This window comes from Iodobacter sp. BJB302 (assembly GCF_002735645.1).
Taxonomy (GTDB): Bacteria; Pseudomonadota; Gammaproteobacteria; order Burkholderiales; family Chitinibacteraceae; genus Iodobacter.
On sequence record NZ_PDZG01000007.1, the window covers coordinates 39,808 to 63,213 of the forward strand.

Sequence of the window (23,406 nt, forward strand, 5' to 3'; positions counted from 1 at the left end):
CACGTGAAACATGACTAACCCCCCTTGCCTGAGGCTGGAAAAAGCGATTGATCGCATGGTGCGCGGCTTGGCTGCGCCTTTGCAATTGGCTGATTTAGCCGATGTCACTCATTATTCGCCATGGCATCTGGCTCATCGCTTTCAAAGTGAATATGGCGATAGCCCGCAGGCGTTTTTATGGCAATTACGTTTAGAAGTTGCTGCTTCGCTTTTGCAATGGTCGCCACATTTATCCATTGGGCAGGTAGCTGATTTAGTTGGTTTTTCTTCACCAGCGACTTTCAGCCGAGCATTCAGCCGCAGCTTTGGCTTTACGCCCAGTGATTTACGTGCCGGGCGGGCTGTGGCAATTTGCTGGGTTGCTAATAATTTAGGCGCAATGTCTTATCGGCCAGGGCCTGCGATTGCAGGCACCGATGTAGATAGGGTCTGGAGCTGGGATGAAGTTGAGGCCTGCATCGATTTAGAAGAATGGCCGACAGAACGAATGGCCTATCTGCGTGCAGTGGGCGACTATGGTTTTCATTTAGAAGAATTTTTGGCCAGCTTCCAGGAGCAATGCCAAACGCTTGAGATTAAGGCGGATCGATGGTTTGGCCTGGTCTGGAGCGATCCTGCCACAACCCCTGCTGAGCGCCGCCGCTACGATGTAGCCGTACCTGTCTCACGTCAATTTAAATTACCCAGACTATTGGGTGAATATCAGCGCCCCGCCGGGCGCTGGGCTGTTTTCAGGCATATTGGAGAGAGAGCAGATATTGGCCCGCGCTGGCGCGATTTAATGCTGGTATGGCTGCCTTACTCGGGCTGGATGCTGGACCCGCAGCGGCCACGGGTGGAGTGCTATTACGATGGCCGCTATGATCTTTGCCTGCCGCTTTTGCCGGGGCGCAGTATTCAGGACCGCTTGCCAGAGATTTTGCCTGAGCTGTTAAAGCTGGTGACGACGGTGGTGAATGATAAATAGAGTGCTTATTGCATCATTCTTAGGGTGAGTGATACCCATACGCTCTAACTAAAGTCAAAAGACCTATTTTAGTGCCTTCGGCACCTTGATTTGGGTGCGGCATCTACGCAGGGACTCCCTTTCTTGAACGGCCAAGAAAGGAAGCAAAACCGCAAACTCAAAACCACGAAGGCCCCTGCGCTGCGGACAATCGATTCGACGGCGGGCGAGACTCGCTCGTGCCTCACTGCCTCTGGCCGAAACCCCGCCCCGCTTGTTTCAAGGGAGCCTGAACCAAGCCCTATGCAAAGAGCGTGGTTGTTATATTTTTTCGAGGTTTGCTAATGAAAAACAATTTGCTTAGCAAATATGGGGTAAAACCTGCGAGTAATGTTAAATAAAGACACAGGTTTCACCTCTATCCATCATGCCAGCACCAATGCCATGGCTCATAAAGATAGCCGGATGGATTACCGCGTGGGAACGACAGATTAAAACCGAAGCGTGCGGCGTTGAGGTTTAACCAATTAAATGCAGAGGTAGCTTCAAAGGCTTCTTCAACCACAGGCCCGCCGGGCTGGTAGATATCTACAGCCCGGCCGGTGTGGTGCTCACTGCAGCCAGGCGGGGCAAGCACTTGCAAGATCTGCCCGATATCCTGCCCCTGCGATAACTTTCTTTGAATCAGTTCACACTGACGGCTGGATGCCCGGTAAGCAGAAGCGATGCGGATATCGATGCCATCCGCCTGTGCAGCCGCCTGCATCGCCAGCCATGCTGCTGCTGCACTTGGGGTGAGCTGCCACACCCGGCCATCGCTGGCGATGGCCACATCAACCAGCTCGCTCGCCTCTTCAAAAAGCTGCAAAGGTCGATGATCAAGCAGATCAAGTGGAATACCCAACTCAGCCCAAGCCGCTGCAATCAACGCCGTCATGGCCATGATCAGAAACTCGGAAACTTCAGGTTGGAGCTGATTGGTTTACCTTTACGCGCGCGCTTACCCTGATAAGGTGCCATTTCATTTACATTCAGCTTCCATTCCACAGCTTTACCAGCGCGGCCTGTGCCATTGATTTGTAAAGTGACGCCATCGCAAATTGTAATGGCCGAGAGCGTGTCTTTATCATCCAGTGCCATGGTAATCACACCACGCCCACCGCCTGTTAACTGCTTAAACTCACTAAAGGCAAACAGATGTAACTTGCCGCCTTTGGACAGACAAGCAACTTGCGATGTTTCACGTGGAACAAAAGTAGAAACCTTAAGCAGCGTTTCACCATCTTCCAGGTTCAAAAAGCTCTTGCCTGCTTTTTGGCGGCTCATCAGGTTTTCAAACAGACAATAAAAACCGTAGCCGCTGGAGTTGGCAATCACTAAGTGTTCTTGTGGTTTTGCAGCCAGCAGTTGAATAATTTGTGATTTAGCCGCCAGATCGACCAGAGTAGTAACAGGTACGCCATCTCCCCTGCCGCCCGGAATCACCGAGGCTTGAATGCTGTATACCCGGCCATCGCTGGCAAACATCGCCATCGGGTCAACAGAGCGGCATTCAATAAAGGCCAGCATTGCATCGCCGTCTTTAAAGCTCAGGTTTTGCAGATCAAGCCCATGGCCCTGGCGTGCACGCATCCAGCCTTTTTCAGACAAGATAATCGTGAGCGGCTCATCCACTACCGTGACTTCCAGCGAGGCACGTTCTGCTTCTACAATCAGCGTTCTGCGCGGATCGGCAAACTTCTTTTTATCCGCTTCAATTTCTTTAATGATCAGCTTTTGCATGACTTCTGGCGTAGCTAAAAGATGCTCAAGCTCGGCTTTTTCTTTTGCTAAATCAGCCAGCTCTTGTTCAAGCTTAATGCCTTCCAGGCGCGCTAACTGGCGCAGGCGGATTTCTAAAATATCTTCGGCTTGGCGATCGCTTAAATTAAACGCTTCAATCAGCGCCGATTTAGGCTCGTCGCTATGACGAATAATACGGATCACTTCGTCGATATTTAAGAAGACAATTAAGCGGCCTTCTAAAATATGCATGCGATCATTTACCTGCCCCAGACGATGCTCGGTGCGGCGTGTAACGGTATCAAAACGGAAAGAAATCCATTCGGCAATCACTTGCTGCAGTGACTTTTGCCCTGGGCGGCCATCGCGGCCAATGGTTACCATATTGATGGATAAACCACTTTCCAGTGCTGTATGCGCCAGCAGCAGTTTCATCATATCGTCTGGATTTTGCCGCGATGATTTGGGCTCGATCACCAGGCGAACGGCGTTTTCCTTGCCTGATTCGTCCCTTACTCTGTCGATTAAAGACAGGATCAGTTGCTTGGTTTGAATCTGTTCCTGAGTCAGGGCTTTCTTGCCCTTTTTGATTTTTGGATTGCTTAAATCTTCAATCTCTTCCAGCACTTTTTGGGTGGAAGTGCCTTGTGGCAATTCATTAATCACAATTTGCCACTGGCCACGGGCTAAGTCTTCTTTGGTCCAGCGGGCGCGAACTTTTAAGCTGCCCCGGCCATTTTCATAGGCCGTTATAATATCCTTGCGTGGCGAGATAATCTGCCCGCCGCCGGGTAAATCCGGCCCCTGGATATAGGTGAGCAAATCGCTGGTGGAAAGCGTGGGCTTTTTAATCAGCGCAATAGCCGCATCAGCCACTTCACCCAGATTGTGTGCCGGGATTTCCGTTGCCATACCTACAGCAATCCCCGATGCACCGTTCAGCAGCAGCATAGGCAGGCGTGCGGGCAGTAAGGAAGGCTCCTGGAATGCGCCATCATAGTTGGGCACAAAATCGGTAGTGCCCTTATCCAGCTCGCTCAGCAGCAGCTCGGCAATTGGCGTTAAGCGTGCTTCGGTATATCGCATCGCTGCAGCGCCATCGCCATCGCGGCTGCCAAAATTACCCTGACCATCGATCAGCGGATAGCGCAGCGAGAAGTCCTGAGCAATACGCACCAGTGCGTCATAAGCAGATTGATCGCCGTGCGGGTGGTACTTACCCATTACATCACCGACAATACGTGCCGATTTAATCGGCTTGGCGTTAGCAACCAGGCCAAGGCCATGCATGGTGTAAAGAATGCGGCGTTGTACCGGTTTTTGCCCGTCTTCCACTTGGGGTAAGGCGCGGCTTTTAATCACGCTCATTGCGTATTCGAGATAGCTTTTTTCTGCGTACAAGCCTAGCTGTACGGATTCGGCATCGTCCGGAGTAGCTGAGATCTGCGCTTCAACAAAACGGCGCGGGCCTTGATCTGCGATGCTTTCCAACTCGTCGGCATCATTAGGTTCTATATCGTGCTGAGTCATGGTTTCACGTGGAACATTTGAGGATGGGATTGTAGCTAATTATCAAGCCTGCACTCTGCATGCAAAATGTCACAATGTCCTTGCAACTGCTTGCAGAACAGCAGGGGCATTTGCTTTTAGTATGAGTGGGCCTGCATTGAAGGCAAGATAGTATGCCTAGATACTCGCCCGAATCTACTCACTTTTTATGTCTTGTATTATTTCTGTTGAAATTGACGTGTGTAAAAGGTGGAAAAAATAAGAATAATCCATGCAAAAAATAGCGTATTTAATTTTGGTTTTACTCTGGTCCACCACGCCTTTGGCGATTAACTGGAGCGTGCAAGGCGTGCCCTACTCTGCCGCACTCGCTTCTCGTTTTGGGTTGGCGGCTGCCTTAGCACTTCTTGTGCTGATTGTTTGCAGGCAAAAAATACCTGCCAGCAGCTGGCCAGCCAGTGCCTGTGCTGGCATTGCTACCTCTTTGGCCATGCTCTGCGTTTATTGGGCATCACAAACCGTATCGTCTGGTTTAGTTGCGGTGTTGTTTGGCTTGATCCCTTTGGCTACAGCCGGTTTTTCATGGCTATGGCTGGGCTTAAAATTACGTCGTTTTGAAGTGCTGGCGATGGTGATTGGTATCACTGGTTTGCTGATTATATTTGCTGAAAAGTTAAACTCGGCTGGCGTATCGGGTGTGGCGGTGGTGCTGCTCGCGGTATTGATGCAGGCTGCGGCGGCAGTAAAACTTAAAAAACTAGCCGCCGGACAATCGCCACTGGCGGTGAATGCAGGGGCATTAAGCATTGCAACGGTGGTGCTGAGCGCAGTGTGCGTATGGCAAACCGATGTCACAAATTTAACTTTCCCCAAGCAAAGCTTAGCTGCGATTGGCTATTTAGCGGTGTTTGGCTCGGTGCTGGGCTTTAGCCTGTATTACTGGCTGATCCGCGAATGCAAGCCGATTACCGTGTCACTTATATCCCTGATTACGCCAGCGACGGCTTTATGGATGGGATACAGCCTGAATGGCGAAGAAGTTTCGGGATCTTTGATTTGGGGAACAGCGTGTATTTTGCTGGGGCTGGCGGTGCATTTGCTGGCGCAGAGAGGGAGGGGGTGATTGGGTATGTGGTGAAAACCCAAATCTTGAACCACGGAGGTCACAGAGAACACGGAGTTTCACGGAGAAAACCATATGATCAATTTAGGTTTCTCTGTGAGTGGAAAATATTTGCAGAATGAGCACGCCATTGTGCCCACCCTGCATGTCTCTGTATTTCAATATTTTGGTATGCAAGGTGGCAAATAAGAAAGCAGCTTCTGAGTCGCCCCACGATGTGCGCTGGCGAAGGATTTGCCTGCTTGCCCCATGGCTTTGCGCTCGTTGGTGTGGGCTAATAAATACTTGGCTTGCTGGATGATGGCGTGGATGTCTTCGCCTTGCCATGCTGCATGGATGGTGATGGCTTGCTGAGCGGCCTGACTAAAGTTATAGGTGGATGGGCCAAGTAATACGGGTGTGCCCAAGGCGCAGGCTTCGATCAGGTTCTGGCTGCCAAAAGGCAGGATGGAGCCGCCGATAATGGCCAGATCGCTGGCTGCGTAGTAGCGCGTCATTTCCCCCATTGAGTCGCCTAGCAAGACTTGCACATGGTTTGCTACAGGGCCCTCATCCCAAGCGCTACGTTTTAATACCTGCAAACCCCGCTGCTCTAAAAGCGTGGCGACTTCTTCAAAACGCTGCGGATGGCGTGGTACCAGAATTAATAGTAGTGATTCGGGCCAAGTGGCTAAAGCATCAAGCAGCAGTGCTTCTTCGCCATCCCTGCTGGATGCAAATAGCAGCACATTGCGGAGGCCAAAGTTGGAACGCCAGCTTAGCCCATGGGCGATGGCGCTTTCATCAGGCAGATTATCAAATTTGATATTGCCAACAATATGCGTATTGCTGCTGCCTAATTGCTTTAAGCGTGCCGCATCCATTTCGCTTTGTGCCAATACACCGGCAAGGCGGGCGACGGCAGGTGTGATTAAAGAGCGGATCTTTAAATAGCCCTTGAGCGATTTCCCGGATAAACGCGCATTGGCTAAAAACAAGGGCATTTTGTGATCTGCACATGCGTGGATCAGATTGGGCCAGATTTCGGTTTCCATCAGCACGCCAAAGCTGGGCTGAAAATGCTTTAAAAAGCGCCCTGCTGCGCTGGGATAGTCGTAAGGCAGATAGACGATTTCGGCGAAGCCGGCAAATAACTCTTGTGCGGTGGCCCGGCCTGTTGGCGTCATGCAGCTGATTAAAAACCGGTGCTGCGGATAGGCTGTTTTAAGCGCAGCAACTAAAGGCGCTGCGGCACGGGTTTCGCCCACAGATACCGCGTGCAGCCAAATTAATGGAGCGCTATTTGGCTTGCTGTTGTAAAAGCCCAGCCGCTCGCGCCAGTGCTGGCGGTAAGCAGGCTGGCGTTTGGAGCGTTTAAGCAGATATAAAAAGATAAGAGGAAAAGCGCAGCAGAGCAGAGCGCGATAAAGCCAGCGGCTCATTTCATGCCATCCAGCGTGGCTTGCCAGACTGATTCCAGGCTTGGTGGTGCGCCGTTGTGGCCTAAATTAATGGCATAGCTGCTGGCCAGAACGCCGGTGAGCTGTGGATCGGATGCACAAAAAATAGCGACTACAGGCACAGCGACTGCTGCTGCAAGATGGGCAAGCCCAGTATCTACACCCACCACAATCCGGCTGGATGCCAGAAGCGATGCTGCTTCGGCTAAGCTTATCCGTGGCGGGCAAACCGCATTGGGGATGGCGGCTGCCAGGCGCAGGCTGCGTTCTTGCTCTTGTGCATTACCCCATGGCAGAACGCTGCTGATTCCCATTGCATTCAGGCGTGTACCAAGCTCAATCCAGTTGTCTTCTGCCCATTCTTTATCGCTTCGGCTGGTTGCGGAAAGCAGCACCGCATAGCTTTGAGCCGGGCGCCATGGCAAATCAAGCTGTGGAATATTCAGGCCATAATCGATGGTGTCATCAATTTTGTAGTTAAACACCTGCGCGCTAAGCTGGCGGTTTCTGAGAATGGCGTGCTGATTACGTGGCACAGCGTGCTTGTGCTGATACGCCAGGCTGGCTAAGCCTTCCCTTGCTGATGCTTTGTCGTAACCGCTAATTGGGCCAATGGCTTGTTTGGCAATAAAGGCACTTTTAATTAAGCCTTGTGAATCAATAATTAAATCATATTGGTGATGGCGTAATTTGCGGCGAAAGTGAATAAATTCTGCTTTTGATTTAAGCGGTGCTTTACGCCAGCGTCTTAATGCCGTGGGAATTACCGTGCGTATTGCAGGGTGTAAAGCAGGTAGGGCCGCAAAGCTCTCTTCTACCACCCAATCAATGGCAATGTCGGGCCGGTGCCTTGCTAAATCGCTAAGAGCAGGGAAATTATGAATGATGTCTCCCATCGAGGAGAGACGAATAATGAGGGTCTGAAACATGGCAGCATTCTACCCGCACTTGCTTTATAAGAACTACACTGACAAAGACGCATTGTTACTGGATTAGTTAATAATGATCGATAAAATCATACTTTTTATACCATGGGCATTGGTGCTGCTGATGTTTGGCTTATGGCTGTGGAGCGAGCGCGAACGCCGCTTGCAGAAAATAAAGCTCACAGGATTAATCGGTAAAGACCCGCTTACTGGTTTATCCAGCCGGCGGCATTTTTTGGATATTGCCGCGCGTGAGGTTAACCGCAGCCAGCGTTTTTCTAACCCGCTTAGCGCTTTAATCATTGATGTTGATGATTTACGCAACCTGAATAAATCATACGGCCAGATTGGGGGTGATTTGGCCTTGCAGCATATCGCGCAAGCCTGCAGGCAAAGCGTTCGGGATTTTGATTTGATTGCCCGTTTTTCAGGTGAAGAAATCGCCCTGCTGCTGCCTGATACTCCTCTTGACGGCGCCATTGTTGTTGCAGAGCGTATCCGAAGAAAAGCAGAAGAAAAAAGAATAATGATGCCCGATGGTCTGGAATTCGCCATGACTGTATGTATTGGCGTTGCCCAGACACAAACAGAAATGGACAGCACTGAAGATTTATTATTAGCTGCAGATACTGCATTGCAAAAAGCAATGACAACAGGGCCAAATAAAGTGATGTATTAATGCTTTAAGTCAGACGCTCTTTACTATCTGCTTGCATGATGAATGTGCATCGTCTACGGTGCATTCTTTTTGCCTGGCCCCTCCCATGTCTACTCCAAATCAAGCGCTTGCTACTGCTGCACGACTTCATCAGGCCCAATTAACTAAGCCGCAGGGCAGCTTAGGCAAGCTTGAAGAGTTGGCAGTCTGGTTTGCTGCGCGTTCAAATTCGGCGATGCCAGCTCGCTTGCAGCCTGCGATTGTGGTTTTTGCTGCCGATCATGGTGTGGCTGCCGAAGGGGTATCTGCCTTCCCTGCAGAAGTTACCGGGCAAATGGTGGCTAATTTTGTGGCGGGTGGTGCTGCAATTAGTGTTTTGGCCCGTGAAGCCGGGGCAAGCTTGTCGGTAGTGGATGTAGGCGTAGCCAGCCATTACGCCGTAACTGCGGGCAGCAGTGCACAGCTGTTCAGAGTGCCGGTGCGTGCCGGTACGGCTAATTTGCGCCTTCAGCCAGCAATGAGCGAGCAGGAATGCAATAAGGCTTGGGCGATTGGTGTGGGCAGTGCACAAGAAGGCCTGGTGCGCAGCAAAACGCTTTTGATTGGCGGGGAAATGGGCATAGGTAATACCACCGCCGCCGCCGCGCTGATTTGTGCGTTGACTGATATCGATCCGGAAGAAATCGTCGGCCTTGGCACAGGTATTACCCTCCAAAGCCGTGAAAATAAAATTCAAGTGGTAAAAGATGCGCTTGCCCGCGCCCGTGCTGCCGGTGCAGTGACCGCTAAAGACTGGCTGATGCAAGTCGGTGGTTTAGAAATCGCCGCCTTGGCTGGCTTTTATACCGGCGCTGCCGAAGCGGGAATCCCGGCATTACTGGATGGGTTCATTTCAACGGCCGCCGCCTTGGTTGCCGTTAAAAACAAGCCCGAAGTGGCCGATTGGCTGCTGGCCAGCCATTGCTCTGATGAAAAAGGCCATCGCCTTGCACTTGCCGCCTTGCAGCTGGAGCCCATTTTGCGACTGGGCCTGCGTTTAGGCGAGGCCAGCGGCGCAGCGCTCACCCTCCCCCTCATCCAAAGCGCCCTCGCACTGCACCGCGATATGGCCACGTTTTCATCGGCGGGGATTACGACGAAGTAAGCATTTTCTTTTCTGGAAAAACCTTAGTTCTGTAGACACAGAGAGCGGTGAGAACACAGAACACACAGAGAAAGGCATAAGAGTTAATCACTCCTAAAACCCAAATCTTAAACCACGGAGGACACAGAGAACACGGAGTTTCACGGAGAAAACCTTGCTTTGTTTTTCTCCGTGGCCCTCTGTGTTCTCCTTAACTCCGTGGTTTAAGATTTGGGTTTTATTCTGGAATGGAATTTCTGCTGTTGTTTAATTTTTATGTTTTCTCTGTTTTCTCACTGGCCTCTGTGCCTACAAACCTTTTTCCAGCTTTCGGTATTCAATCATGAGTAATTTTCGGCTTACGCTTTTGCGGCATGGCGCTACGGTTGCCCCAAAGGGGATGCTAATCGGCCATACCGATCTGCCCTTATCCCAATTGGGTGAGCAGCAGCTGGCTGGCCGCAATGATTACTTTGCCCGTTTTCCCCCGGGCAGCATTGCCAGCTCTGATCTTGGCCGCTGTGCGGGCTTTGCTTGGCAATTGGCGGCAACAGCGGGGCTGGATTGCCATATCGATCGCAATTTACGTGAAATGCATTTTGGTGAGCTGGATGGTTTACCCAAGGCGCAATGGAGCGAACAGCAGCAGGCTGCCTGGGCGCTTTGGTCACATAATCCTGCGGGTTATACGGAGGCTGGTATTGAAAGCTGGGCGGATTTCTCTGCCAGGGTGAATGCCGCTTTTCGCTTATGGCTGCAAGCTGGCAAGGGGGATCATAGGGTATTGATTACTCACGGTGGTGTGGCGAAAGCACTGTTGCTGGAGTGGCTGGGCCTGCCTGCATCGCGGCATAGCCAGTTTTGGCTGGCGCATGCGGGGATGATTACGCTTTATTGGGATGATGAATATCCGCCTATTTTGCAGGGGATTGATAATGAAGTTGTGTTGGGTTAGTGAGCTTGATGATCTCAGAAATTGGAATAAATCATGAAATTTGACTGGCGCGAGCCCGTGCTCGCGGTGCAGTTTTTAACCCGCCTGCCTACGCCGCAGATTCGTCAGTTTGAGCCGGCTTTACTTGCCGCTGCCGCACCGTGGTTTCCTGTGGTTGGGCTATTGATTGGTGCGTTTTTAAGCGCGGCGGTGTTTGGGGCTGCTAAAGCAGACCCTTGGCTGGCGGCTTTGGCGGGGTTTTTGCTCTGGACATGGATTACCGGCGGCCTGCATTTAGATGGGCTTGCCGATATGTCGGATGGTTTAGGCGCTGCGCATCGTGATCCGGAACGGTTTTTGGCGGTGCTGAAAGACCCGCATCTGGGCAGCTTTGGCGTGTTGGCGCTGATTTGCCAATCTGCCGCCAAGCTGGTGCTCTTAATGCTGCTGGCCAAACAACAAGAGTGGCTGGCGCTTTTGCTGATCCCCGCATGGGCGCGCTTCGGCGTTTTGTATTGGAGCCGCCTACCAGCCTTAGCGCCCGGCATGGCTGAGCAATTTGCATGGCAAAAAACCAGCTACTCGCTGTATATTCTTTTAGCTGCGCTTTTGCTGCTGTCCTATTTTATTGCCCCCGCATTAATGCTGGCTCCCTTGTTGATTTTGGCTTATGCCAAATGGCTGATGTATAAATTGGGCGGGATGACAGGGGATTGCCTGGGGGCGGGAATAGAGATTACTGAAACAGGGTTGTTATTTTGCGTGCTTGCTCTTGTCATATAAGGCGGACCGAAGCGCAGTTGTGTACCCTGTAAAAAAACGTTGATTGTGGTGTTTATAGGAACGGTTTATGAAAATTATCCGCAATATTGAAGTCTGGGAAAAAGGCATGGATGGTGGTTTTATCGGGCATTTGGCCATAGCCGAAACCATCAGCGTTGAGTTTTTATTCAGCATGTTTCGCCATGAGCAAGATAAGCCAGATCCTGAAATGAAGCTCTCTTATATGCTGGATGCCGCCCGTATTGCCCTGCTGCAACCCTATGTGGGTGAGCCGATGGACCTGGCGAAAAACGATTATATTCTGACCGCGCACGGCCAGCCTGATTATTAATTTTACTGATCCGGAGCGGGCATTCTGCCCGCTTTGCAAGCCTATCCTGAAAGTATTTGATTCTGGTCAAATACCCCATATCTAGCTAAGCACATAGGTTTAAAACACCATATATTGTGGTCTGTAAAAATATTCTACCCTAGTCTAGGTGGGGAAAAATGACCATATACCCGCAATATGTGCTGAAACGCGATGGCCGCATCGTGCCTTTTGATATCGATAAAATTCGCCTTGCCCTGCTGAATGCCAGCCGCGTAACCGGTGAGTTTAACGAGGCAGAAGCAATCCGCCTAAGTACGCTGATTAGCAGCCGCTTGCAGGGTGATCTCACCCCCACCATCGAGCAGATTCAGGATCAGGCTGAAGAAGCGCTACTGCAATATCATTATTTAAAAACAGCCCGTGCATTTATTGCTTACCGCAGCCAACATGCCCGTTTGCGCTCGGATGTGCGCACCGTGGTGGATGTTGAATCGTCGATTAATGAATATCTGGATCAATCAGACTGGCGGGTCAATGCCAATGCCAATCAGGGCTGGAGCTTAGGCGGGCTGATTTTAAATACCAGCGGCAAGATGATAGCTAATTACTGGCTAAGCCATGTTTATCCGCCAGAAATTGGCGAGGCGCATCGCTCTGGTGCCATGCATATTCATGATTTGGATATGCTGTCTGGCTATTGTGCAGGCTGGTCTTTACGCCGCCTCTTGCAAGAAGGCTTTAATGGTGTGCCGGGCAAGGTAGAAGCCAAGCCGCCTAAGCATTTCTCAGCCGCCATTGGCCAGATTGTTAACTTTTTAGGTACTTTGCAAAATGAATGGGCGGGCGCGCAGGCATTTAGCTCATTTGATACCTATATGGCAGCGTTTATTCGTGCCGATAATCTGCAATACACACAGGTAAAGCAGTATATCCAGGAACTGATTTACAACCTGAATGTGCCCAGCCGCTGGGGCACGCAAACGCCGTTTACCAATCTGACTTTCGATTGGATTTGCCCGGAAGACCTGCGCGAACAAATCCCCTATGTGGGTGGCAAGGAAATGCCATTTAGCTACGGTGATTTGCAAACCGAAATGGATATGATTAATCGTGCCTATATCGAAGTAATGATGGAAGGCGATGCTCTGGGCCGCGTATTTACATTCCCGATTCCCACCTACAACATCACCAAAGATTTTGCATGGGATCACCCCAATACCGATCTTTTGTTTGAAATGACCGCTAAGTATGGCCTGCCCTATTTCCAGAATTTCTTAAATTCGGATCTGGAGCCGCATATGGTGCGCTCCATGTGCTGCCGCTTGCAGCTTGATCTGCGCGAGCTGTTAAAGCGCGGTAATGGTTTATTTGGCTCTGCCGAGCAGACTGGCTCGCTGGGCGTGGTCACCATAAATTGCGCGCGGATTGGTTACGAATTCAAAGGTAATGAAGCGGGCCTCCTGGCGCGTGTCGATCAGCTGATGGATTTGGCCAAGCAATCTTTAGAAATTAAACGCAAATTGATTGGCCGCTTAATTGATGGCGGCCTTTACCCCTATACCAAGCGTTACTTAGGCACGCTGCGTAATCACTTCAGCACGCTGGGGGTGAATGGCATTAACGAGATGATTCGCAATTTTAGCGATGATCAATACGATATCAGCACGGAAGCAGGTTATGCCTTAGCCATCCGCCTGCTCGATCATATCCGCGCCAAAATGAGCGAATTTCAGGAAGAAACCGGCCATCTTTATAATCTGGAAGCCACGCCTGCCGAAGGCACGACTTACCGCTTTGCCAAAGAAGATAAGAAGTTTTACCCCGATATTTTACAAGCAGGCACGGTGGAGCAGCCCTTCTATACCAACTCCAGCCAGCTGCCGGTTGGCTTTACAGATGATCCGTTCGAAGCCCTGGGCCGTCAGCAGGAATTGCAGCGTAAATACACCGGCGGCACGGTTTTGCATCTGTATATGAACGAGGCGATTTCCAGCCCCGCAGCGTGTAAAGCGCTGGTGAAAAAAGCGCTGACCAACTATCGCCTGCCCTATATCACCATCACGCCAACCTTCTCTATCTGCCCGAAACACGGCTACCTGAGCGGCCACCACGAATTTTGCCCAAAGTGCGATGACGAATTGCTGGCGAAGAAGTGCTGTGCGCTAGGCTAGGAAGTATTTTTTCAAACCCAAATCTTGCACCACGGAGGACACAGAGAACACGGAGTTTCACGGAGAAAACCTTGTTTTGATTTCCTCCGTGTGACTCTGTGTTCTCCTTAACTCCGTGGTTCAAGATTTGGGTTTAGATCTTAATTAAACTTAACAGGAAAAAATCATGAGTGATTTATCGGTTCAAACCAAGCTGGCCCCAGAGCTTAAAGATGAAGAACGCACCCGCTGCGAAGTCTGGACGCGGGTAATGGGTTATCACCGGCCGGTGAGCAGTTTTAATATTGGTAAGAAGGGCGAATTTAAAGAAAGGCAATTTTTTAACGAATGTAATACCGCTTCCTAATGAAGCCCGCGCCCAAGATTGGCGGCTTGGTGCCGTTTTCCAGCTGTGATTATCCCGGCGAGCTGGCTTGCGTGGTGTTTCTGGCGGGCTGCCCCTGGCGCTGTGGCTACTGTCATAACCCGCATTTACAAGCGCGTGAGCAGCAGGATGCAGCACCACAGTGGGATGAAATCCTCATCTGGTTAAAAACGCGCCGTGGTCTTTTGGATGCGGTGGTTTTTTCGGGGGGCGAGCCGCTGATTGAGCCCCAGTTACCAGAGATGATGCATGCCGTAAAAGCACTGGGCTTTAAGATTGGGCTGCATAGTGGCGGCTCCTATCCCAAGCGTTTACAGGAATGTCTGCCCTATCTGGACTGGGTGGGTTTTGATATCAAAAGTGATTTTATGCAGTATGAAAAAATCACGCAGATAACAGGCAGTGGTGCTGTCGCCAGTGCTTCATTAAAGCTGCTGCTGGCTAGCAAGGTGGCACTGGAATGCCGCAGCACTATCCATCCCAGCTTACATAGCGAGGATGAGCTGATTGCTCTTGCTCAAACCTTAAGCAAGGCAGGTGTGCAGCGCTATGTCTTGCAATCCTTCAGGCCTGCTGGCTGTATCGAGCCCGCTTTGATTAATTCTGCTCAGCTTCATTTTCCTCAGCCTGCCACTTTAGCGGCAATTGAGCAGCAGTTTGCATCGTTTGAGTTTGTACTAACACTTGCTGCCTGAAGGCGCGATAAGCCTGTTTTAAGCTGGAGAAAATCAGGAAATTGGCGTGTAATTCATCCAGCTTATGGTGGCGGGCGGCGATAAATTCGGTTTGTTTTTTACGCCCGGCCAGGGCAAGGGCGATGCCGCGCTCTTTTAACTCTCTTTGCAAAATAATGATGGTTTCTATGCCCGCGATATCGATTTGATTGATTGGCACCGTATCCAGCACCACCCATGAAACATGCGGCGATGTACTGTCGGCTAAAGATAAAACCCGCTGGCGGAAGAAATTGGCGTTAAAGAAATTAAGCGAGGCATCAAAGCGATACACCAGCATGCCATCAATGGGGGCTGCGGCTGGGTGGTGGGATAAATCGTGAAAACTGTTTTTGCAAGGATAAACGCCCAGCAGGCTTTCATGTGGCCGGGCCAGCTTAACGAGTAGCCGCAGTGTCGCCATTAACACGGCAAACAGCATGCCCTGCATCACGCCGACGCAGGCCACGCCAATCACGGTAAGGATGGCAATACCGTATTCGCCACGGCTGGCCTGGCGAAAATAAATAAAATTGGCAAAACTCATCAGCCCAAACGAGGCGGTTATCAGCACAGCGGCCAGTGCGGCAATCGGCACATATTGCAGCGGGGCGGTAAATAGCGCGATGGCAATGGCGATGGCTGCTGCCGCAACCAGGCTCACCATTTGTGTTTTACCACCGGCATGATCATTGACTGCCGTTCTGGAATCCGCACCGCTAATCACAAAGCCTTGTGAAAAAGCCGCAGCAATATTCGCTATACCCAACGCGGTAAATTCTCTATCGGCATCGATCTCATAGCGATTTTTGGCGGCAAAGCTACGGGCAGTCAGAATGGCGCTGCTAAAGCTGATCAGCGCTAGCCCCGCCCCTGCCCCGAGTAACTCACCCAGATGGGCTCTGGGGATGGTGGGCCAGTGCAGGGTGGGCAGGCCAGCTGGCAATAAGCCGATGATGGCAATGCCTGCGTTTTGTAAATTCAGACTAAAGATGATTAACCCTGCCAGCCCCATGGCAACAAGGGCAGTGGGCAGCTTAGGCAGCAGGCGTTTAATCATTTGAATGGCTAACAGCGTACCAAGGCCAATGACTGCTGTGGCAGGATGAAGCTCGGGCAGGTGATCTGGCAGCTCGAGAATCCGGCCAATAAAGTCATGCTTTTGAAAAGTAAAACCCAGCAATTTACCCAGCTGTCCCAGCGCAATGCTGATCGCTACGCCGTTTAAAAAGCCAGCCAAAATCGGCGGGGATAAAAAGTCGGCCAGAAACCCTAGTTTAAAACGACTAGCCAGTAGGCAAAATAGCCCGGTAATCAGTGCCAAAGCCACAGAAAGCGAGATATACAGCTCAGAATCCCCCATTGCCATCGGCAGCAAAGTGGAGGCCACCATGGCGCAGGTGGCGGCATCCGGACCAACGATTAACTGCCGTGAAGAGCCAAACAGCGCGTAAGCCACCATAGGCAGAATGCTGGCATAAAGGCCGGCAATCGGGCTCATCCCCGCCAGCTGGGCATAGGCGACCCCTACCGGCAGCGCGACGGACGCCACCGATAATCCCGCCAGCAAATCCTGCCGCCAACAGTCCCTTGGGTAATTAAAGAATATCGCCAGCCCAGGGATGGCACGTAGAAAGAGTTTGTTCAATGCAGGGTCCTGTAGCTTAGCTAATGTTTTTTGCAGGGTGGACAAAATTTTTTATTTTGCCCACGCGGGTGATACATCAGCGTTGTGAATTGATGTGCCGCTTTAGCAAATCATCCCCGCCTGATCCCTGCAAAACTGAATAAATCGGCGTAAGGCTGTGGAGTGATATTTTTGTCTGTGCCACGCAAGATAAAGCTGGCGTGGGAAGCGTTGTTGCATGGCTAGGCAGGCTAATCGTTGGTTATTGATACGGTCTTGTGCTGCCAGCTTGGAGATAAAAGTGATCCCCAGCCCCTGCTCTACCGCAAACATCACCGCCTCCAGGGTATTGAGCTCCAGCCCGATTCGGCTTGTGCTGAGCTGTGGCTGGATCAGTTGCTCAAATTGCTCCCGATTGCCAGACATCGGTTCTCGCAGTACCCATGTTTCGTCGCTCAATGCAGAGATAGTCAACTCAGCCTGCCTGGCCAAAGGGTGAGCTTGGGCCGCCACAATGCACATTTCATCCTGCAGCCAGGGATCGGCGATCAGGTCAGGGTGGTGGTTTTCACCTTCGATTAAGGCGAGATCCAGCTCAAAATGCGCGAGCGCATGGCTCAGAATATGGGTATTGGCAATCGATATGCGTGGCGTGGTGGCCTGGTCGCTGCGCGCCAGCAGAATCGGCAGCAAATAGTTGCCTATGGTTTGGGTGGCTCCAAGGCGAAGCTGGCCGACCGGCTCGCTATCGCTGGCAAACATCGTTTCAATATCCATCATCCGGGCGAGTAATTCTTCGGCCACGGGTTGTAATAATTTACCTTCTGCATTTAATTGCAGGCGTGGATGAACCCGATCAAACAGCGGCGTTGCCAGCTGGCGCTCTAACTCTTGCAAAGACTGCGAAATGGCCCCTTTACTCAGGCACAGCTCATTGGCTGCCGTGCCAAGATTGCCAAAACGGGCAATGGCAGCGAAGGATTTTAGCTGTTGCAGAGTAAGCTTCATTTGATTTTACTAAACGCCTTATTCAAATCATTTAGATATGATAAACAATATCTGAGCGTTATCCTATTTGTACTGTAATAAACAAGAAGGTCGTCGTATGTTTAAGCGAATTCATCAATTACTTGCCGCTGCCCCCACTCCTATGGCGGGCTTAGCTCTAGGCCTTGCCAGCCTTGGATGGAGTTGGGAAAACGCTGGCGATTTTTCGGGTAAAGCCCAATTATTAGGCGCGGTAATTGCCGCCTTGCTGTTACTTATCTTAGCTTTCAAATTTGTGCTTCACCCTCGTTTACTCTTGAAAGATTTGGCCCACCCTGTGGTGGGTAGCGTGGTCCCTACCTTTGCAATGGCAACGATGGTGGTGTCTAAGGCCTTAGGCCAGTTCACTCCCGATTTTGCTGAGGGCCTTTGGTTGTTTGCCGTGATCTTGCATATGGTGTTTCTGGCGACGTTTATTTGGCATCGGGCTAAAGACTTTGAAATTCACCATATGGTGCCAAGCTGGTTTGTGCCGCCGGTAGGGATTATCGTGGCCGATGTGGCCTTCCCCGGCGGGCAGTTTGCCGCTTTAGCGAATGGCTTACTGTGGTTTGGGATATTTTGCTACGCCGTGATGCTGCCGCTGATGCTTTACCGTCTGATCTTTAGCCACGAAGTACCCGATGCGGCCAAGCCTACCATCGCCATTCTGGCGGCCCCTGCCAGCCTTTCACTTGCTGGCTACTTAACCGTGACCGCCGAGCCATCGCTGCTGATTGTGGCGCTATTGTTTGGGATTGCTCTACTGATGACAGGCATTATCTACCTCGCCTTTTTCAAGCTGCTGATTCTGCCTTTTTCACCAGGCTATGCTGCCTTTACTTTCCCGTTGGTGATTGGTGCTACAGCGCTGTTTAAAGTGAGCCACCTGCTTGGGCAATGGGAATTTGCTGCTGCTTATGTGAATCAGATTCAATGGTTGGCGCAGTTTGAATTAGGCGTTGCCACCGTAGTTGTGGGCTATGTGGCTCTGCGGTATGTGATGTTCTTTATGACAAAAGAGGATGCAGTTACATATAAAGCAGGACAGTTGCTGCACAGATAAGAAGGTTTGCGTAATCTGAGTGGATTACTGAGGGGATTAAAAAAGGCCGCTGCTGCGGCCTTTTTTTATGGAGCAAAGCTTATTCTGCTTTGTTTTCTGCGCCGGTGATGTCTGCTTCTGCAATCACTTCGCTGGTCAGAATCGGATCAACCGCCACTTCTTCTGCTGTGGCTGCGGTTTGTGGCTTTTTGCGGTCTTCGATGTTTTGTACAAACTTGGCTGCGGCTGCTTTTTCTTCTGCAGTTACATCGCCTACCGGTTTGCCATTCAGATCAAAGCGCTTACCGCCACGGGCTACCGATTTCAGGTAGCGCACTTTACGGCAATGGGCCGCAATCGAGCGATGTACATGATTAGCACCGAATTGTGGCAGTGCTTTTTCCAGTTCTTTATGAACACCGATCATTAAAGGCTTGAACTGCTTCATCACCGGATAACGCTGATAAAGTAATTCAATAATCATAATTTGCTGTTGACGGGCTGATTTCTCGCCAATCGCAGATTGTAATGCTTGGGCTAAAGCTGAATTTTGATCGGTCATCATTAGAAAACTAGGGTTGGTATGAAGGGGTAGCTTACCTTAACTCGGCGTTTGCATATACCGTACTATCGCAAAGTGTCGCTTATCGGTCTTTTTGAAAATGGCTTTTTAGCTGGCTTGTGTTGCTGGAATACGCTGAAAAAAGCGGATTAAGCACCTTTAAACTCAATTTTTCAGGCATTTTTTGTCTTTTAGGCTGAATTTCACCCTGTTTTTTGTATTTTTGGCAGCAGGGGTACTATTTGCCGGAAGTGCTGTGCTTATGGCAACTAAAGGCTGGATTTGTGGATTAAAACCATGAAGCAGGGAGCTAAACAGGCGATACTGACCCGTTGAGAGGGCTCTCTTTCACTGGCCCAGTGCCAGGCTGGCTTGATATCCCCGTCAATCATTAAGCTGCTGCCACGGATTACCTGCTTACGAATACCGGCTTTAAAAGCCGCTTCACGCAGTGTCCAAAGCAAGTAAAAACGCTCTTGTGATTCTTCCGGAATGGCGTTAACCCAGCAGGCTTCATCCTGATGCAGTGCAAATTCAGCCAGCCTGGCGATATTGGCCTTGGGGCGGCAGCTTTCAATATCTAGCCCTACTCGCTCAGCATTGACCGTCACTCCTAAGCTATCTCCGCTATGCGAAATGCTGGCGTGCAAATGAGTGGCTAGTCTTAAATAAGGGAAAAATTCGCCTTCTTCAATATCAGCAGGCGCGTAATCAAATCCTAAAACTCGTGTAGCCGCTTGGGCGAGCAGTATGCGGCCAAGAATAAATTGCTGAGTGCGGGCAGGCGATTGAATTGCCGCCAGCTTAATTTTGCTACTGGCCGAGAGAGAATCGCTGCTTAGCGAGGGATTAAGCGAGATTTGGGTAAGAAGTACTTCGGCGTGAAGCATGAGCAAACCAAGGGCAAAGGATGAGGAATGATATACCTTGGTGCGGTACACAGCAGCGGAAATTCCTTCCTGTGCAAAACCCAAATCTTGAAACACAAAGAGCACAGAGGACACGGAGTTTCACGGAGAAAACCTTGCGTGTGTTTTTCTCCGTGGCCCTCCGTGGTTTAAGGTTTGGGTTTTAGGTATAACTACCCCGCCTTCCCATCCGCCCTGGGCTTTAAATACACCGGCATAAAGCGGCTGCCCCATAGCAAGAAGGCGAGCAGTGCGCCCAAGGCTGCGGCGCAGAGCAGGGTGTTTTGCCAAGGCAGCACTTCGGCCAGTACACGGGCAATGGCAACACCGTGCAATAGGCAATAGAGTGCCCAAGCCAAGCGGCTGAGGATAAGCGGCAGGCCAGCGTGGCCCAGACTCACCCTTGTGGCAAAGCCCAGCAGCATCGTGCCAAAAAAGCCGATGCTGATGGCGTGCAGCGGAGCAAATCCCAGAATGGTTGAGTCAGCCAACATGGCCGCATCTTGTAAGGTGTAAAGCAGCATAGCGACCGCCGCCCAAGCAAAGGCGAGGTGTAGCATGGCTAAGAGCCGGTTTTGGAGCGAGGCAAATAGACGCCAGCGGTAACTGGTATAAAGCAGCAGCCCAGCAAATATGGCATCAACAGGCAGGCTGTTGAAATGCGCCAGCTTTAAAGCACCATGCCCCCAAGATAAGGCAATCATGGCGTTTAACAGCCATAGCGGCCGCCATGCGCTGTAGTTTGGGATGGCGTTGGCAGAGAAAAACGGCAGCATTCTGTGGCTAACGGTTAAATACACCGGCAGTAGAAATCCCCATAAACCGATTTCTACCATACTCAGCCAGCTTGTCGTTGCACCAAACACGGCCCAATACAGCGCTAGTGCTTGTCCTATCCACCCCATGGCAAAGGCAAGTGCAATACGATTGGCGTGGCCACGATCTGGGGCGCTGCTGGCCCGCACACGGCCGAGCCAGACAAGGCTGGCGGCTCCCCAACTAATCCAGTGCAAGGCAATGCCAAGGCTAAGCAGTGGCTGCCAAAATAGCGCGGCAATCAAGAGGGCGCTGCCTAGGGCATAAGCGATAAAAATCGGTACATAGAGCTTGGCCGAGGGGCTGGCTACTCCCAGCCATTTGGGCCCTGCTGTATAGATAAAACCCAGCATAAACAGCGGAAAAAAACCGTACAGCATCAGATAGCCATGCAAAAACATCGGCGCAACGCTGCTGGGCATGGTGCTGCCACCAGCCCTGAACAGCATTTCGCTGGCCCACCAAGCAAGGCTTGCAATTAGTAATAAAGTGCCGCAAAAAAAGCCAATACGGTGAGGGGCGCTGAGAATGGTTTTCATAAGGTTTTATCACTGCTTTGGGTGCGTCGGTTTGCCATGTTCTGCCCCATTGTTGCTAGCGTAGGAGCATCAAGCAGCAATTCGGCGCTAGGATAAATACGGTCTTCTTCCAGATCCGCATGGGCGGGGTAGCGCTCGGCAAATTCACTGGCTAAAGCCAGCGGCAGGCTGCCACCTTGCCCTGCTGCCAGTGGGATTAGATAGCTGCGTACCTCTTGCCAGAGCAGGCCAAGTGCGTCGTGTTCGGCGCTGGTCGATGCAATGATGGCTTTCAGCTCAGCGTCGCCGTATTGGCTAAGCAGCGGAAATAGATCGAAATCTTCATCGTCGTGGTGCAGTGGTGCTGCTACATCGAAATAGCGCAAGATGCTGGCTGCAGCGTCCTGTGCTTTAGAGTCAGGTGCTGCTTGTTGCAGATATTGAGCTAGCTTGAGGGTTAATACAGCATATTGGCGCACCCTGTCGTGGCAAGCCATCAGCATGGTAATGGGTGTTTCAAAGGTGACTGTTTCGGCAGAAAACAAAGACATGATGCCTCTCCTTAATTCCCGACTAATTTAGTCGGATTTTACGCAGATACAGGGAGTGTGGTTTGATTTAAGCCAAAAAAATCGACAATCGTACACTTACGTTTGTAAGTATTTTTACTAACAAGATTTAATTAAAACAAGTCAGATTCGGTTAAGTATTTTGTGATTTAGCCGTTATAATCGCCGCTTTGTAAAAAATTGCAGGGGCATTATGGAAGACCAAGCTTCAACACCAGCAGCAAATAGCCAAAGGGCTGTGATCAAGCCATACGCTAATGAGCAGCGTTTATTTGTGATCATGGCGGTGATTTCGGGCCTAAGCTGGCTGGCTTTAACGCTGGTCACCTTTGGCATTATCTGGATCATTATGCTGGTGCTTTATCTCATTGGCTTATTTGGATTTTCATATTTTATTTCTTATGTACGCGGCAATGGTGTGCGTGTTACTGCTGAGCAGTTTCCTGATTTACATACCCGTTTTCAAAATTGCTGCCAGATTATCGGGCTGAAAAAACAGCCAGAATTCTATTTAATGACCGGTAATGGCGCTTTAAATGCATTTGCCACCCGTTTTTTACGCCGCTATTACGTGGTGCTGCTCAGCGATATTGTTGATGCTTTGCAGGATGATAACGAGGCGCTCAATTTCTATATCGGCCACGAGCTGGGTCATATCGCACAAAAGCATTTAGTGCATCACTGGTGGCTGGTTTTTGCCAGCTGGATTCCCCTGCTCGGCACTGCGTACTCCCGTGCCAGAGAATACAGCTGCGATCAGTACGGCTTAGCCTGCACAAGCAATAAACAAAGCGCTGTGCATGCTCTGGCGGTATTAGCAGCCGGCAGCAGCCGCTGGAAAAACCTGAATACTCAGGCCTATATCGCTCAGGCCCAAGATACAGATGGCTTCTGGATGGCGGTGAATGAATTAACCGCAGATTACCCATGGCTTTGTAAGCGGGTTGCCCGCATAGAAAACGGTGATGCTGCGGTATTTCCACACCGTAATATCTTTGCATGGATTATTTCTGCCACGATTCCAAACACAGGTTTTGGTTTAATTGGCGCGATGGTTGTTTATATCTACTTGCTGCTGATTCTGTTGCCGGTTTCTATCTCTGCGTATTCCAAGTACCAGACGAAAGCATTGAATGCCAAAACACAGGTGGAATTAAGCCAGGCTTATACAGAGGGCATGGTTGCGGCCAAGCTGGCAGGAAACTTCTATGAAGAAAACCAATATATGCCGGAAGCCGTTGAAGCATTGGGTTTTAAAATTCCGGCTAAGAGCCTGATTAAAAGTATAGAAATCAATCCTGAATCGGCCGAAATAAGCTTAGCGCTTAACGCGCCTCATCAGGATAAAGAGATTATTCTCAACCCTTCTGCAGGTGATGATGGCTCGGTCAGCTGGACTTGCAGCGTAACGGGTAAAGTGGATACAGATGCTTTACCACATGATTGCTCCCCCGCTTTTGATGAATCTGACGCTGGCAGTGAAGCGCCGGAATCAACAACATCGCTGGGTAAATTTCTTAAATTCTTAAAGTAATTTAATAAAAAAGGGCC

Annotated in this window: 22 protein-coding genes; 12 read left to right on the forward strand and 10 right to left on the reverse strand. The window is 50.6% G+C overall.

Annotated elements, in window-relative coordinates; genetic code table 11:
• The first annotated feature begins 10 nt into the window (after positions 1-10).
• The gene (locus CSQ88_RS03750) at positions 11-967 is read left to right on the forward strand and encodes a GyrI-like domain-containing protein (protein WP_099396765.1); all 957 of its coding nucleotides are present in this window, start codon (positions 11-13) and stop codon (positions 965-967) included.
• A 397-nt stretch (positions 968-1,364) separates the two neighbouring features.
• Here CSQ88_RS03750 and CSQ88_RS03755 read toward each other — a convergent pair whose 3' ends face one another.
• Together CSQ88_RS03755 and parC are read right to left on the reverse strand one after the other, a co-directional pair.
• Positions 1,365-1,883 carry a D-alanyl-D-alanine carboxypeptidase family protein gene (locus tag CSQ88_RS03755; RefSeq protein ID WP_099396819.1) on the reverse strand — a complete coding sequence of 173 codons (519 nt, stop codon included), beginning with the start codon at positions 1,881-1,883 and terminating at the stop codon, positions 1,365-1,367.
• Between the two features lie 8 nt (positions 1,884-1,891).
• Positions 1,892-4,258 (reverse strand): DNA topoisomerase IV subunit A, encoded by a 2,367-nt coding sequence (gene parC / locus CSQ88_RS03760; RefSeq protein WP_099396766.1) that lies wholly within the window; start codon positions 4,256-4,258, stop codon positions 1,892-1,894.
• A gap of 250 nt (positions 4,259-4,508) precedes the next feature.
• Between parC and CSQ88_RS03765 the strand changes: the two genes are divergently transcribed.
• Positions 4,509-5,360: a DMT family transporter gene (locus CSQ88_RS03765; protein WP_099396767.1), complete on the forward strand. Its 852-nt coding sequence runs from the start codon at positions 4,509-4,511 to the stop codon at positions 5,358-5,360.
• A gap of 158 nt (positions 5,361-5,518) precedes the next feature.
• On the opposite strand, the gene waaA is transcribed toward CSQ88_RS03765, so the two are convergent.
• Positions 5,519-6,781, reverse strand: coding sequence for a lipid IV(A) 3-deoxy-D-manno-octulosonic acid transferase (gene waaA / locus CSQ88_RS03770; protein ID WP_099396768.1), 1,263 nt, complete (start codon positions 6,779-6,781; stop codon positions 5,519-5,521).
• Entirely contained in the window at positions 6,778-7,728 is a 951-nt protein-coding gene (gene waaC / locus CSQ88_RS03775) for a lipopolysaccharide heptosyltransferase I (RefSeq protein WP_099396769.1), read from the reverse strand. Before waaC ends, waaA begins: the two co-directional genes overlap by 4 nt.
• A 73-nt stretch (positions 7,729-7,801) precedes the next feature.
• Between waaC and CSQ88_RS03780 the strand changes: the two genes are divergently transcribed.
• The 8 genes from CSQ88_RS03780 (at position 7,802) to CSQ88_RS03815 (ending at position 14,766) form a co-directional block, all read left to right on the forward strand.
• Positions 7,802-8,404 carry a GGDEF domain-containing protein gene (locus CSQ88_RS03780; protein ID WP_099396770.1) on the forward strand — a complete coding sequence of 201 codons (603 nt, stop codon included), beginning with the start codon at positions 7,802-7,804 and terminating at the stop codon, positions 8,402-8,404.
• An 85-nt stretch (positions 8,405-8,489) separates the two neighbouring features.
• On the forward strand, positions 8,490-9,527 hold the full coding sequence (cobT, locus tag CSQ88_RS03785; RefSeq protein ID WP_099396771.1) for a nicotinate-nucleotide--dimethylbenzimidazole phosphoribosyltransferase: 1,038 nt from the start codon (positions 8,490-8,492) through the stop codon (positions 9,525-9,527).
• A gap of 322 nt (positions 9,528-9,849) precedes the next feature.
• Positions 9,850-10,461 carry a histidine phosphatase family protein gene (locus CSQ88_RS03790; RefSeq protein WP_099396772.1) on the forward strand — a complete coding sequence of 204 codons (612 nt, stop codon included), beginning with the start codon at positions 9,850-9,852 and terminating at the stop codon, positions 10,459-10,461.
• 33 nt (positions 10,462-10,494) lie between these two features.
• Positions 10,495-11,223, forward strand: a complete 729-nt coding sequence (gene cobS, locus CSQ88_RS03795; protein ID WP_099396773.1) for an adenosylcobinamide-GDP ribazoletransferase — start codon at positions 10,495-10,497, stop codon at positions 11,221-11,223.
• Positions 11,224-11,290: 67 nt separating this feature from the next.
• Positions 11,291-11,554: a hypothetical protein gene (locus tag CSQ88_RS03800; RefSeq protein ID WP_099396774.1), complete on the forward strand. Its 264-nt coding sequence runs from the start codon at positions 11,291-11,293 to the stop codon at positions 11,552-11,554.
• Positions 11,555-11,712: 158 nt separating this feature from the next.
• Positions 11,713-13,707 carry a ribonucleoside triphosphate reductase gene (locus CSQ88_RS03805; RefSeq protein ID WP_099396775.1) on the forward strand — a complete coding sequence of 665 codons (1,995 nt, stop codon included), beginning with the start codon at positions 11,713-11,715 and terminating at the stop codon, positions 13,705-13,707.
• Positions 13,708-13,873: 166 nt separating this feature from the next.
• Positions 13,874-14,053: an anaerobic ribonucleoside-triphosphate reductase gene (gene nrdD, locus CSQ88_RS03810; RefSeq protein WP_099396776.1), complete on the forward strand. Its 180-nt coding sequence runs from the start codon at positions 13,874-13,876 to the stop codon at positions 14,051-14,053.
• Positions 14,053-14,766 (forward strand): anaerobic ribonucleoside-triphosphate reductase activating protein, encoded by a 714-nt coding sequence (locus CSQ88_RS03815; protein WP_099396777.1) that lies wholly within the window; start codon positions 14,053-14,055, stop codon positions 14,764-14,766. Before nrdD ends, CSQ88_RS03815 begins: the two co-directional genes overlap by 1 nt.
• On the opposite strand, the gene CSQ88_RS03820 is transcribed toward CSQ88_RS03815, so the two are convergent.
• Together CSQ88_RS03820 and CSQ88_RS03825 are read right to left on the reverse strand one after the other, a co-directional pair.
• A complete protein-coding gene (locus CSQ88_RS03820; RefSeq protein ID WP_180273516.1) occupies positions 14,669-16,432 on the reverse strand; it encodes a SulP family inorganic anion transporter in 1,764 nt (587 codons plus the stop codon). The two genes, CSQ88_RS03815 and CSQ88_RS03820, sit on opposite strands and share 98 nt — an antisense overlap.
• A 102-nt stretch (positions 16,433-16,534) precedes the next feature.
• Complete coding sequence (locus CSQ88_RS03825; RefSeq protein WP_099396779.1) at positions 16,535-17,419, reverse strand: LysR substrate-binding domain-containing protein; 885 nt, start codon at positions 17,417-17,419, stop codon at positions 16,535-16,537.
• 97 nt (positions 17,420-17,516) lie between these two features.
• Here CSQ88_RS03825 and CSQ88_RS03830 point away from each other — a divergent pair, with 97 nt between their 5' ends.
• A complete protein-coding gene (locus CSQ88_RS03830) occupies positions 17,517-18,503 on the forward strand; it encodes a TDT family transporter (RefSeq protein ID WP_099396780.1) in 987 nt (328 codons plus the stop codon).
• Positions 18,504-18,582: 79 nt separating this feature from the next.
• Here CSQ88_RS03830 and CSQ88_RS03835 read toward each other — a convergent pair whose 3' ends face one another.
• The 4 genes from CSQ88_RS03835 to CSQ88_RS03850 form a co-directional block, all read right to left on the reverse strand.
• Positions 18,583-19,047, reverse strand: a complete 465-nt coding sequence (locus CSQ88_RS03835; protein WP_099396781.1) for a ProQ/FINO family protein — start codon at positions 19,045-19,047, stop codon at positions 18,583-18,585.
• 266 nt (positions 19,048-19,313) lie between these two features.
• Positions 19,314-19,934: a 4'-phosphopantetheinyl transferase superfamily protein gene (locus CSQ88_RS03840; protein ID WP_143449404.1), complete on the reverse strand. Its 621-nt coding sequence runs from the start codon at positions 19,932-19,934 to the stop codon at positions 19,314-19,316.
• 191 nt (positions 19,935-20,125) lie between these two features.
• Entirely contained in the window at positions 20,126-21,307 is a 1,182-nt protein-coding gene (locus CSQ88_RS03845) for an NnrS family protein (RefSeq protein WP_099396783.1), read from the reverse strand.
• Entirely contained in the window at positions 21,304-21,837 is a 534-nt protein-coding gene (locus tag CSQ88_RS03850; protein WP_099396784.1) for a hemerythrin domain-containing protein, read from the reverse strand. The genes CSQ88_RS03845 and CSQ88_RS03850 overlap by 4 nt, the downstream gene beginning before the upstream one ends.
• A gap of 211 nt (positions 21,838-22,048) precedes the next feature.
• Between CSQ88_RS03850 and CSQ88_RS03855 the strand changes: the two genes are divergently transcribed.
• Positions 22,049-23,389: a M48 family metallopeptidase gene (locus tag CSQ88_RS03855; protein WP_099396785.1), complete on the forward strand. Its 1,341-nt coding sequence runs from the start codon at positions 22,049-22,051 to the stop codon at positions 23,387-23,389.
• Positions 23,390-23,406 lie beyond the last annotated feature (17 nt).